This window comes from Enterobacter cloacae complex sp. IR53030, from assembly GCF_049238365.1.
GTDB lineage: Bacteria > Pseudomonadota > Gammaproteobacteria > Enterobacterales > Enterobacteriaceae > Enterobacter > Enterobacter kobei.
In genome coordinates this window covers 89818-101479 of the sequence record NZ_JBMKHA010000017.1, presented here as the reverse complement: position 1 = coordinate 101479, position 11662 = coordinate 89818, and the positions used below count along the sequence as shown (strand labels likewise).

Sequence of the window (11662 nt, the reverse complement as noted above, 5' to 3'; positions counted from 1 at the left end):
GAAGAGCAAAAAAATGGTAATGGAGCCCTACAATCCGCCGATGGATCCCTGGCTGGTCATCCTGTATCAGGATGAACACATTATGGTAGTTAACAAGCCGAGCGGCCTGTTGTCCGTACCGGGGCGTCTGGATGAGCACAAAGACAGCGTGATGACGCGCATTCAGCGCGATCATCCACAGGCGGAATCTGTGCATCGTCTGGATATGGCAACCAGCGGCGTGATTGTGGTGGCGCTCAATAAAGCGGCGGAGCGCGAGCTGAAGCGCCAGTTCCGCGAGCGCGAGCCGAAGAAGCAGTACGTGGCGCGCGTCTGGGGACATCCTGCACAGGCAGAAGGGTTGGTGGATCTGCCGCTGATCTGCGACTGGCCGAACCGGCCTAAGCAGAAGGTCTGCTATGAAACCGGCAAGGCCGCGCAGACCGAGTATGAAGTGCTGGAGTACGCACCGAATAACACCGCGCGCATACTCCTTAAGCCGATTACCGGACGTTCACACCAGCTGCGCGTGCATATGCTTGCGCTAGGTCATCCGATTTTAGGCGACCGGTTTTACGCGCCGCCGGAAGCGCTGGCGTCAGCGCCGCGTCTGCAGCTTCACGCCCAGACGCTGACCATTACCCATCCGGCCTTCGGTAACACGATGACGTTTAACGCCCCGGTGGACTTCTGAAAAAAGGACCCGACAGTGTCGGGCCCTTTTTTATTTGAAACCTTTCTTCTCTTTAATCAGCTCGTAAGCCTTCTGAATTTCCTGCGCTTTCTGCTTCGCCATCTCCATCATTTCCGGCGGTAAGCCTTTCGCGACCAGTTTGTCCGGGTGATGCTCGCTCATCAGCTTGCGATAGGCGCGTTTGATGGTGGTTTGATCGTCAGTGGGTTTCACGCCAAGTACGTTGCACGCATCGTCCAGCGTCGGTCCACGCTGCGCCTGCTGCCATGCACCGCCGGAAGACTGCTGGTGATACCCCCCGCCAAACTGCGCGCCGCCCTGCATCATGCGTAAGAACTGGTCGAACTGCATTCGGGAGATGCCCAACTCTTCTGCAATGACGTACAGAACATCACGTTCATTAGGATGCAGTGAACCGTCAGCAAACGCCGCCTGGATTTGAATTTCCAGAAACATCCGAATTAAATCAAAACGTCCGAAGCAGATGCTGCGGAACTTACGCATTTTTTCACGCAGCGGATAGTTATCTGATTTCCCAATGCGAAACGCATTCTGCGCGGCCACACGGGATTCACCATGCAAATTCATGCGGTCCATAAAGATGCTGGCGATTTGAATATCGGCTTCGGTCACGCGGCCTTTGGATTTGGTTAAATGCCCCATGACTTCAAAGGTGGTGGAGAAAAAGAGTGACTGGCGCTCGCGCTGATTCGCAAACCAGGCCATTTTGCGGCTGCGCGCCTTATCAAACATATGACCGATAATGAGCCCAAGCACGATTCCCCAGAACCCGGCACCCATGATGATGGCGAACGCAACGCCGATTATTTTACCCCAATACTGCATATACTCCCCGGATAGTCATATTCCTGGCCGACGCAACGTCATCATCACAGTGTTCAAGCCACGGTCAATTGAAGGACATCGCCTATAATTTGCTTTATCATACTCGTCATTCGATAGCGAGCCTAACACTCTGGCACGCAAACGGGCAGGATTAACGCTGGTACTGCGCTGATGAGTAAGATAGTCTCTGAGCGTTTGTAAGCCGTAGCCACTGATGACGGAACAATAAAATACAACGTATGAAAAAACGTATCCCCACCCTTCTGGCCACAATGATTGGCACCGCCCTGTACAGTCAACAGGGGCTGGCGGCCGATCTCGCCTCGCAGTGTATGCTTGGCGTTCCAAGTTATAATCGCCCACTGGTGCAGGGTGATACAAATAGCTTGCCGGTAACCATTACTGCAGACAGTTCTAAGGGTACTTATCCTGACAACGCCACGTTTACGGGCAATGTGGATATTAACCAGGGCAATAGCCGCCTGCAGGCAGATGAAGTGCAGTTGCACCAGAAGCAGCCGGAAGGCGCGGCCGAGCCGGTACGAACGGTGGATGCGCTGGGTAATGTGCACTATGACGACAATCAGGTCATCCTGAAAGGTCCGAAAGCCTGGTCAAACCTGAATACGAAAGATACTAACGTCTGGGAAGGTGATTACCAGATGGTGGGTCGCCAGGGACGCGGTAAAGCGGACCTGATGAAACAGCGCGGTGAAAACCGCTATACGATCCTGGAAAATGGCTCCTTTACCTCCTGTCTGCCAGGGTCAAACACCTGGAGCGTGGTCGGGAGCGAAGTGATCCACGACCGTGAAGAGCAGGTCGCGGAGATCTGGAACGCCCGCTTTAAGCTGGGTCCGGTACCGGTATTCTACAGCCCTTATCTTCAGCTTCCCGTGGGTGACAAGCGTCGCTCGGGCTTCCTGATCCCTAACGCCAAATACAGCACCTCGAACTACTTTGAGTTCTACCTGCCGTATTACTGGAACATCGCGCCCAACATGGACGCCACGATCACGCCGCACTATATCCATAAGCGCGGTAACGTCATGTGGGAGAACGAGTTCCGCTACCTGACTCAGGCCGGTGCGGGTCTGATGGAGCTGGATTATCTGCCGTCAGATAAAGTCTTCCAGGATGAGCACCCGACCGAAGGCGACAAGCACCGCTGGATGTATTTCTGGCAGCATGCCGGGGTACTGGATCAGGTCTGGCGTTTTAACGTCGACTATACCAAGGTCAGCGATCCTTACTACTTTAATGACTTTGACTCCAAGTACGGTTCAAGTACCGATGGTTATGCCACGCAGAAATTCAGCGTTGGCTATGCCATTCAAAACTTTAACGCCACGGTGTCAACCAAGCAGTTCCAGGTCTTTAATACCCAAACAGCAAGTACCTACGGTGCTGAACCGCAACTGGACGTGAACTGGTACCAAAACGATGTCGGTCCTTTCGACACCCACGTCTACGCTCAGGCGGTGCATTTCGTTAATACCAACTCGGATATGCCAGAATCCACACGCGTTCATATTGAGCCGACGGTCAACCTGCCCTGGTCAAATGACTGGGCAAGTCTGAATACCGAAGCCAAGCTCATGGCGACGCACTATCAGCAGAAAAATCTGGACTGGTACAACAATCGCTATGGTACCGATCTTGAAGAATCAGTAAACCGTACGCTTCCCCAGTTTAAGATGGACGGTAAACTGATTTTCGAACGTGATATGGCACTCCTGGCGGATGGCTATACTCAGACGCTTGAACCGCGTATGCAGTATCTTTACGTGCCTTATCGCGATCAGAGCAAGATTCAGAACTACGACTCCTCTTTCCTGCAATCGGACTATAGCGGCCTGTTCCGCGACCGTACCTACGGTGGTCTCGACCGAATTGCTTCCGCTAACCAGTTAACGACCGGTGTCACAACGCGCGTTTATGATGAATCTGCCGTTGAACGTTTTAACGTTTCTGTTGGTCAAATTTACTATTTCACCGAGTCTCGTACGGGTGATGACGACATTAACTGGGAGAAAGACAACAAAACGGGTTCACTGGTGTGGGCGGGTGATACCTACTGGCGCATGACCGATCGCTGGGGTCTGCGCGGTGGGTTGCAGTACGATACGCGACTGGACAATATCGCGACGAGCAGTGCAGCCATTGAATACCGTCGTGATGAAGACCGTATGATGCAGTTGACGTACCGTTATGCCAGTCCGGAATATATTCAGGCGACATTGCCGAACTACGCCAATGCTGACCAATACAAAGATGGGATTTCGCAGGTGGGTGGCGCAGCAAGCTGGCCTATCGCCGATCGCTGGTCAATCGTAGGCGCTTACTACTTTGACACTAACGCCAATAAACCTGCTGACCAGATGGTGGGTCTGCAATATAACTCCTGCTGTTATGCGCTGCGTGTCGGCTACGAACGTAAGCTTAACGGCTGGGATACTCAAAACAATCAGAGCAAATACGATAACGTGATTGGCTTTAATGTCGAACTGCGCGGCCTGAGTTCCAACTACGGCCTGGGCACCCAGCAGATGCTGCGTTCGAACATCCTGCCATACCGTAGTTCCTTGTAATGTATTTGATTTACAACGTAATCCGCTTTGCGGTTAATTGAAATGGAAAAAGTATGAAGAACTGGAAAACGCTGCTGCTCGGTGTCGCTATGGTTGCGAATACCAGCTTCGCGGCCCCCCAGGTTGTTGATAAGGTCGCCGCTGTTGTTAACAACGGCGTCGTGCTCGAAAGTGACGTTGACGGGCTGATGAAATCTGTGAAGCTCAATTCGGGCGAAGCAGGTCAGCAACTTCCGGATGACGCCACGCTGCGCCATCAGATCCTGGAACGACTGATCATGGATCAGATCGTTCTGCAGATGGGTCAGAAAATGGGCGTGAAGGTGACTGACGAGCAACTCGATCAGGCCATCGCTAACATCGCAAAGCAAAACAACATGTCTCTGGATCAGATGCGCAGTCGTCTGGCCTATGACGGCATCAGCTACGCCACCTACCGCAACCAGATCCGTAAAGAGATGCTGATTTCGGAAGTGCGTAACAATGAAGTCCGTCGTCGCGTCACGATCCTGCCGCAGGAAGTGGACGCGCTGGCAAAACAGGTGGGTAACCAGAACGATGCGAGCACAGAGCTGAACCTGAGCCACATTCTGATCCCACTGCCAGAGAACCCAACCTCCGATCAGGCTGCGGAAGCAGAAAGTCAGGCACGTTCTATTGTCGAACAGGCGCGTAACGGCGGCGACTTTGGCAAGCTGGCTATCACCTACTCCGCTGACCAACAGGCGCTGAAAGGCGGCCAGATGGGCTGGGGACGTATTCAGGAGCTGCCATCCATCTTTGCCCAGGCGCTGAGTACGGCGAAGAAAGGCGATATCGTGGGTCCAATCCGTTCCGGTGTGGGCTTCCACATTCTGAAAGTGAACGATCTGCGTGGTCAGAGCCAGAACATTTCCGTGACTGAAGTTCACGCTCGCCATATTCTGCTGAAACCGTCACCGATCATGACTGACGATCAGGCACGTGCGAAGCTGGAGCAGATTGCGGCAGACATTAAGAGCGGTAAAACCTCGTTTGCCAATGCCGCGAAGGAGTTCTCTCAGGATCCAGGCTCTGCCAATCAGGGCGGCGATCTGGGCTGGGCTGCAGCAGATATTTACGATCCTGCCTTCCGCGATGCGCTGATGAAGCTGAACAAAGGCCAGATCAGTGCTCCGGTACACTCTTCATTTGGCTGGCATCTGATCGAGCTGATGGACACCCGTAACGTGGATAAAACGGATGCGGCGCAGAAAGACCGCGCTTACCGTATGCTGTTTAACCGTAAGTTCTCTGAAGAAGCGGCAACCTGGATGCAGGAACAACGCGCCAGTGCTTACGTGAAAGTTCTGAGTAACTAATGAAACCGCATCGTGTTGTGATCACCCCCGGCGAACCCGCCGGGATTGGGCCAGACCTCGTTGTCCAGCTCGCCCAGCGAAGCTGGCCGGTGGAACTGGTTGTCTGCGCAGATGCAACACTGTTACAAGACCGGGCGAAGCTGCTCGGTCTGCCTTTAACGCTTATTCCTTACGTTGAAGGCCAACAGCCAGCACCACAGCAAGCCGGTACGCTCACGGTTCTTTCTGTCCCTCTTCGTACACCGGTCATTCCAGGCCAGCTCAGCACGGAAAACGGCCACTACGTCGTGGAAACCCTCGCGCGCGCCTGCGACGGTTGCCTGAAGGGTGAATTTGCTGCCCTGATCACCGGCCCCGTGCACAAGGGCGTCATCAACGAAGCGGGTATCCCCTTTACCGGGCACACGGAATTCTTTGAAGAGCGCTCGCACAGCCCGAAAGTAGTGATGATGCTGGCAACGGAGGCAATGCGCGTTGCGCTCGTGACCACCCATCTGCCCGTTAAGGCCATTCCTGATGCCATCACCCCGGCACTGCTGCGGGAGATCATCGGGATCCTGCATCATGACCTGCAAACCAAATTCGGCATCAAACAGCCACACGTTCTGGTTTGCGGCCTGAATCCGCATGCGGGAGAAGGTGGACACATGGGCACCGAAGAGATCGACACCATTATTCCGGTGCTTGAAGAAATGCGCGCTAAAGGGATGAATCTTAGCGGGCCGCTCCCTGCGGACACGCTTTTTCAGCCGAAATACCTGGATAATGCCGACGCCGTCCTCGCGATGTACCACGATCAGGGCCTGCCCGTGCTAAAATACCAGGGCTTTGGCCGCGGGGTGAATATCACCCTCGGTTTACCCTTTATTCGAACGTCCGTTGACCACGGTACTGCGCTGGATCTGGCAGGACAGGGGAAAGCGGATGTCGGCAGTTTTATTACGGCGCTTAATCTCGCCATCAAAATGATTGTTAATACTCAATGACTAATCGAGTCCATCAGGGCCACTTAGCCCGAAAACGCTTCGGGCAAAACTTCCTCAACGATCAGTTCGTGATCGAAAGCATTGTTTCGGCTATTAATCCGCAAAAAGGTCAGGCTATGGTCGAAATCGGTCCGGGCCTTGCTGCACTGACCGAGCCGGTAGGCGAACGCCTCGACGAGCTGACCGTCATCGAACTGGACCGCGATCTTGCCGCACGCCTGCAAACGCATCCGTTCCTCGGACCGAAGCTGACCATCTACCAGCAGGACGCCATGACCATGAACTTTGGCGAACTGTCGGAGAAAATGGGTCAGCCGCTGCGCGTCTTCGGCAACCTGCCGTACAACATCTCCACGCCGCTCATGTTCCACCTGTTTAGCTATACTGATGCCATTGCCGATATGCACTTCATGTTGCAAAAAGAGGTGGTTAACCGTCTGGTTGCAGGGCCGAACAGTAAAGCGTATGGTCGTTTAAGCGTGATGGCACAATATTACTGTAACGTGATCCCGGTACTCGAAGTGCCGCCGTCAGCGTTCACACCACCACCGAAAGTGGATTCAGCGGTTGTGCGCCTTGTGCCACATAAAACGAAACCCTATCCGGTTAAAGATCTGCGTGTCCTCAGCCGCATTACCACAGAAGCCTTTAACCAGCGCCGTAAAACGATCCGTAACAGCCTGAGCAATTCATTTACCGTTGAGGTGTTAGCCGAGCTGGGGATCGACCCGGCAATGCGTGCGGAGAACATTTCCGTAGAGCAGTACTGCAAGCTGGCTAATTACATCAGCGAAAATGCGCCGCCGAAGGAGAGTTAAGCCATGATTGATTCGCCCCGCGTATGTGTCCATGTACAAAGCGTCTATGTTGAATCGCAATCCTCACCCGATGAAGAGCGTTTTGTCTTTGCTTACACCGTGACCATTCGCAATCTGGGGCGGATGCCCGTGCAGCTGCGCGGGCGCTACTGGCTTATCACCAACGGCAATGGCCGCGAAATTGAAGTTCAGGGTGAAGGTGTCGTGGGCGAACAGCCCCACATCGCCCCTGGCGAAGAGTACCAGTACACCAGCGGTGCGGTGATTGAAACGCCGCTGGGTACCATGCAAGGCCATTACGAAATGGTCGACGTCGATGGCAATGTGTTCCGCGTTGCTATTCCTGTGTTCCGTCTCGCCGTAACCACACTCATTCATTAATCTAATGTCTACATATCTGATTGGCGACGTTCACGGTTGCTACGATGAACTGATCGCATTGTTAAAACAGGTCGACTTTACGCCAGGACAGGACACCCTCTGGCTGACGGGCGATTTAGTCGCGCGCGGCCCGGGCTCGCTTGAGGTTTTACGTTTCGTCAAATCGCTGGGCGACAGCGTGCGCATGGTGCTGGGTAATCACGATCTCCATCTGCTGGCCGTGTTTGCCGGGATCAGCCGCAACAAACCTAAAGATCGCCTCACTCCGCTGCTGGAAGCGCCAGACGCGGACGATCTGATTAACTGGCTGCGCCGTCAGCCCTTGTTGCAGGTCGACGAGGATAAAAAACTGGTCATGGCCCATGCCGGGATCACCCCGCAATGGGATCTTGAGACGGCAAAAACCTGTGCGCGTGACGTAGAAGCGGTACTGGCGAGCGACTCGTATCCCTTCTTCCTGGATGCCATGTACGGCGATATGCCGAACCACTGGAGCGAAGAGCTCAGCGGTCTGGCCCGCCTGCGCTTTATCACCAATGCGTTCACCCGCATGCGATTCTGCTTCCCGAACGGGCAGCTGGACATGTATTCCAAGGAAACGCCGGAAAGCGCGCCTGCCCCCCTCAAACCGTGGTTTGCCATTCCGGGGCCGGTAACAACCGAATATAGCATAGCGTTTGGTCACTGGGCGGCACTGGAGGGCAAAGGCATGCCAGAGGGTATCTACGGTCTGGATACCGGCTGCTGCTGGGGAGGCAAGTTAACCTGCTTACGCTGGGAAGATAAAGCTTACTTTGTGCAGCCATCCAACCGACAGCAGGACTCAGGGGAGAGTGAGGCCGTCGCCTCCTGATGAATCCCCCTCACCCAGGGTGAGGGGGAAAAACTTAACGACGTTCCAGAATCTCGAAGCAGTAGCTGTGGGAGTTCTGCGCATCGGCGTCGTGGAATTCACTGAATACGGATTCCCACTCGTCCGGATCGTAATCCGGGAAATGGGTATCCCCTTCTACTTCCGCATCAATGTGGGTCAGATACAGCTTCTGCGCTTTAGGCAGGAACTGCTCATACACACGACCACCGCCGATCACCATGATCTCTTCGGCATCACCGCAGGCAGCAATCGCTTCATCTACGGACTTAACCCATTCGACGCGATCGTCAGTACCCGGCTGGCTACTGATAACGATATTCTTACGGCCCGGCAATGGACGACCAATCGACTCCCAGGTCAGGCGGCCCATCACTACCGGCTTGTTTAACGTCGTACGTTTAAACCATGCGAGATCGGCAGGCAGGTTCCACGGCATGGCATTTTCCATACCGATAACGCGGTCTACCGCCAGCGCTGCAATCAGACTGATCATTGAAAATTTCCCGGATGCAAAAAATTGCCGCCACTATACGGAAAGCTTAATCTTTCGTCGACTGGCGGCAGAGTAAAGATACAGAAATTTTTTAATATTGCTGGCAACGCCACTTCACACTGAAGGTTTACTCTCGGGCTCGTCAGCCGGATCGCCGGTATGCTTGCCCTCTTCCGTGCCCTGCCAGCCATGACGCTGGATCAGCGACAGATGATTACGGTCCTCATTGATGATTTCCGTCAGCATCGCACTGGTGCGTTTAAACACCGCCGCCCGCTCCGTGGCCGTGCTGCCTGCCATCGCCGCCATCTCTTCCACCATCCCGGTGTTAAAGCGGCGGAACAGATCCGCACGTTCGCGCGCTTCATACGCCCCGAGCCCCAGATTCTCGAGCGCCATACGCCCGGATTTCAGCGCACCTTCGAATGTTTCACGCTCGGGTGCCTCAACGCCTGCCTGACGTAGTCGGATGTAATGATCCACATCGCGCGCGCGGGAAATGATCGTCAGCGCCGGGAAATGTTCTTTTACCAGCTCCACCATCTGTATGCTGGTCTCCGGATCGTCAATGGCGTTAATCAACACCTCCGCTTTTGCGGCCCCCGCGGATTCCAGCAGATCGACACGGGTGGCATCACCGTAAAACACTTTCATATCAAATTTACGCAGCGTATCGACATGGTCGGGATCGTGGTCGAGGATGACCATTTTCACCCCACTCGACAGCAGCAAACGCCCTACGATCTGTCCGTAGCGACCAAAACCAGCGATGATCACGCGTGGTTGCTCCTCGTCGATTTCATCGGCTTCGCGCTCCTGATCGCTACCCGATTTTTCGAGGCGAGTCAGCACCACCAGCAGAACAGGTGTTGCCGCCATCGAGAGTGCGACCGCCAGCGTCAGCGCTTTTGCCCACTCAGGATCCAGCACGTTTGCCATCTGCGCGGCGCCAAAGACCACGAACGCAAATTCACTCCCCTGCCCCAGCAGTACGGCAAACCAGCTGCGCTGTTTACCCGGCACATTTAAAGGCCGCGCAATCAGCCACAGCATTGCCATTTTAATGACCAGGAAACCGACCAGCAGGATGATAATCCGCAGCGGGTGTGTGACCAGCGTGCCGAAGTCGACGGACATCCCCACGCCGATGAAAAACAGTCCCAGCAGCAACCCTTTGAACGGCTCAATATCGCTTTCCAGCGCGTGCCGGTATTCAGAGCTTGCCAGCAGAACGCCCGCAAGGAACGCCCCCATCGCCATCGACAGCCCGGCTTCTTCCAGCAGCAAACCAAAACCAAAGACCAGGAACAGTGCCACGGCGCTGAACACTTCGCGCAAACCCGAGCGGGCGACGAAACGCAGCAGCGGACGGGTCACGTAGCGGCCCAGCAGGACCACCAGTGCCAGCGCCCCTACAACCTTCAGTGCCGACAGCGCGAACGCGCCCAGCGTCGTGGAGGAGCCGCTTGCCGCCAGCAACGGGATCATCGCCACCAGCGGAATCGCCGCTATATCCTGGAACAGCAGCACCGAGAATGCACTGCGCCCCATCTGGGAGACCGTCAGGTTTCGCTCGTTCATCGCCTGCATGGCAATGGCCGTCGAGGAGAGCGCCAGCGTCATGCCGATGAGCTCAGCCACTTTCCAGTCCATTCCCAGCAGGATGCAGAACCCGCCCAGCAGCAAGCCGCAGGCCACCATCTGCAATGCCCCGCCGCCAAATACCGAGGCGCGAAGTTTCCACAGGCGCTGCGGATCGAGCTCCAGACCAATCACAAACAGCATCAGCACAACACCGATTTCAGCGAAATGGAGAATCGCCTCTGCATCCGTAACCAGACGAAAACCCCACGGCCCAATGACGCAGCCCGCAATCAGGTAGCCGAGAACCGAGCCCAGCCCCAGGCGTACCGCCACGGGCACAATCAGCGCCGCCGCGCCGAGATAAATCAGCGCCTGTATCAGCGTATGGCTATCCATGGTGCGTCTCCTGCCACTCAAGTAAGCGTTGTTTGTAATGGCGAGCCTGCGCCTGCAGCGTTTCATCGTCGCAGACAAACGTGCAGTGCATAGCAAAAGGTGGGATCCAGTTCAAACCACAATAGAGTGCAGTGGCCTGTAGCGGCTGGGCCAGCACGTCAAACCCCGGGAAAGAACCAATATCAAAGTGGCTTTCTCCTCCGCCAGTGGTCACCGCCCACATCAGGCTTTTCCCTTTTAGCGCATTGCCATTGTGGCCATACGCCCAACCGTGGGAGAAGACTTTATCAATCCACAGTTTCAGGAGCGGAGGCGTGCTGTACCACTGCATTGGATGCTGCCAGATAATCAGATCGGCACGGGAGAGCGCGTCCTGTTCAGCAGCGATATCGATATTAAAATCGGGATAAAGTTGATAGAGGGAACGTATCTCTACGTTATCAAGCGTCCTTACCTGCTCAAGCATCCGCTTATTCGCATGCGAGTGCTGCGGATAAGGGTGCGCGTAAATTATGAGTATCATCAAATGACCTGTCTTCTTCTCTTCTTGTAGCAGTGAGTGTAGACAGTTAACCCGCCCGGTGAAAGGGTCAACAGGCCGCGTAAAGGTAAAACGCAACTATTGGCAACCCTCCTTCCTGGCGGGTATAGCAGACCTCAAACCAACAAAAATAACTGTT

11 protein-coding genes are annotated in these 11662 nt (G+C 54.8%); 7 read left to right on the top strand and 4 right to left on the bottom strand.

Annotated elements, in window-relative coordinates; genetic code table 11:
* The first annotated feature begins 13 nt into the window (after nucleotides 1-13).
* A complete protein-coding gene (gene rluA, locus ACOTXR_RS17345; RefSeq protein WP_058690237.1) occupies nucleotides 14-673 on the top strand; it encodes a bifunctional tRNA pseudouridine(32) synthase/23S rRNA pseudouridine(746) synthase RluA in 660 nt (219 codons plus the stop codon).
* Between the two features lie 30 nt (nucleotides 674-703).
* Here the strand turns inward: rluA and djlA are convergent, their stop codons facing one another.
* Nucleotides 704-1519, bottom strand: a complete 816-nt coding sequence (djlA, locus tag ACOTXR_RS17340) for a co-chaperone DjlA (RefSeq protein ID WP_058690238.1) — start codon at nucleotides 1517-1519, stop codon at nucleotides 704-706.
* A 239-nt stretch (nucleotides 1520-1758) separates the two neighbouring features.
* On the opposite strand from djlA, the gene lptD reads away from it, so the two are divergent.
* The 6 genes from lptD to apaH are packed head-to-tail and all read left to right on the top strand — an operon-like array spanning nucleotide 1759 to nucleotide 8488.
* Nucleotides 1759-4110 carry an LPS assembly protein LptD gene (lptD, locus tag ACOTXR_RS17335; RefSeq protein WP_014882508.1) on the top strand — a complete coding sequence of 784 codons (2352 nt, stop codon included), beginning with the start codon at nucleotides 1759-1761 and terminating at the stop codon, nucleotides 4108-4110.
* 53 nt (nucleotides 4111-4163) lie between these two features.
* Nucleotides 4164-5450: a peptidylprolyl isomerase SurA gene (gene surA, locus ACOTXR_RS17330; RefSeq protein ID WP_014882507.1), complete on the top strand. Its 1287-nt coding sequence runs from the start codon at nucleotides 4164-4166 to the stop codon at nucleotides 5448-5450.
* Nucleotides 5450-6436: a 4-hydroxythreonine-4-phosphate dehydrogenase PdxA gene (gene pdxA, locus ACOTXR_RS17325; RefSeq protein WP_014882506.1), complete on the top strand. Its 987-nt coding sequence runs from the start codon at nucleotides 5450-5452 to the stop codon at nucleotides 6434-6436. The genes surA and pdxA overlap by 1 nt, the downstream gene beginning before the upstream one ends.
* Nucleotides 6433-7254 (top strand): 16S rRNA (adenine(1518)-N(6)/adenine(1519)-N(6))-dimethyltransferase RsmA, encoded by an 822-nt coding sequence (gene rsmA, locus ACOTXR_RS17320; protein ID WP_008502020.1) that lies wholly within the window; start codon nucleotides 6433-6435, stop codon nucleotides 7252-7254. The genes pdxA and rsmA overlap by 4 nt, the downstream gene beginning before the upstream one ends.
* Before the next feature lie 3 nt (nucleotides 7255-7257).
* A complete protein-coding gene (gene apaG, locus ACOTXR_RS17315) occupies nucleotides 7258-7635 on the top strand; it encodes a Co2+/Mg2+ efflux protein ApaG (protein WP_014882505.1) in 378 nt (125 codons plus the stop codon).
* 4 nt (nucleotides 7636-7639) lie between these two features.
* The gene (gene apaH / locus ACOTXR_RS17310; protein WP_047624783.1) at nucleotides 7640-8488 is read left to right on the top strand and encodes a bis(5'-nucleosyl)-tetraphosphatase (symmetrical) ApaH; all 849 of its coding nucleotides are present in this window, start codon (nucleotides 7640-7642) and stop codon (nucleotides 8486-8488) included.
* Nucleotides 8489-8522: 34 nt separating this feature from the next.
* Here apaH and folA read toward each other — a convergent pair whose 3' ends face one another.
* The 3 genes from folA to kefF all read right to left on the bottom strand — a co-directional run bounded on the left by folA (nucleotide 8523) and on the right by kefF (nucleotide 11505).
* Nucleotides 8523-9002 carry a type 3 dihydrofolate reductase gene (gene folA / locus ACOTXR_RS17305; protein WP_006173915.1) on the bottom strand — a complete coding sequence of 160 codons (480 nt, stop codon included), beginning with the start codon at nucleotides 9000-9002 and terminating at the stop codon, nucleotides 8523-8525.
* Nucleotides 9003-9116: 114 nt separating this feature from the next.
* Nucleotides 9117-10982 carry a glutathione-regulated potassium-efflux system protein KefC gene (gene kefC, locus ACOTXR_RS17300; protein WP_032637522.1) on the bottom strand — a complete coding sequence of 622 codons (1866 nt, stop codon included), beginning with the start codon at nucleotides 10980-10982 and terminating at the stop codon, nucleotides 9117-9119.
* Nucleotides 10975-11505, bottom strand: a complete 531-nt coding sequence (gene kefF, locus ACOTXR_RS17295) for a glutathione-regulated potassium-efflux system oxidoreductase KefF (RefSeq protein WP_014882502.1) — start codon at nucleotides 11503-11505, stop codon at nucleotides 10975-10977. The genes kefC and kefF overlap by 8 nt, the downstream gene beginning before the upstream one ends.
* Nucleotides 11506-11662: the final 157 nt, after the last annotated feature.